Here is a 275-nt window from a genome sequence, read left to right as displayed (position 1 = left end):
ACCTCCAGCTCGATCGCGGTGCGCTGGTTGCCCTCGCGGTCCTGGTAGGAACGCTGACGCAGACGGCCCTGCGCGATCACGCGCATGCCCTTGGTCAGCGAGCCCGCCACGTGCTCCGCGAACTCGCGCCAGACCGACGCGCGGAGGAACAGCGCTTCGCCGTCCTTCCACTCGTTCGCGGCACGGTCGAAGTTGCGCGGCGTCGATGCGATGGTGAAGTTCGCCACCGGCAGCCCGTTCTGCGTGTACCGCAGCTCGGGGTCGGCCGTGAGGTT

General features: G+C 69.1%; 1 protein-coding gene. It reads right to left on the bottom strand.

The window, feature by feature from the left end:
- Positions 1-275 (bottom strand): single-stranded DNA-binding protein (locus tag DW309_RS15805; RefSeq protein WP_136045907.1); only part of this gene is annotated, 275 nt, incomplete at both ends.

Origin of the sequence: Microbacterium sp. K41, assembly GCF_004794395.1 — a bacterium.
GTDB lineage: Bacteria > Actinomycetota > Actinomycetes > Actinomycetales > Microbacteriaceae > Microbacterium > Microbacterium sufflavum.
The sequence above is the reverse complement of the archived record's forward strand: the minus strand, read 5'-3'. Positions and strand labels throughout refer to the sequence as shown.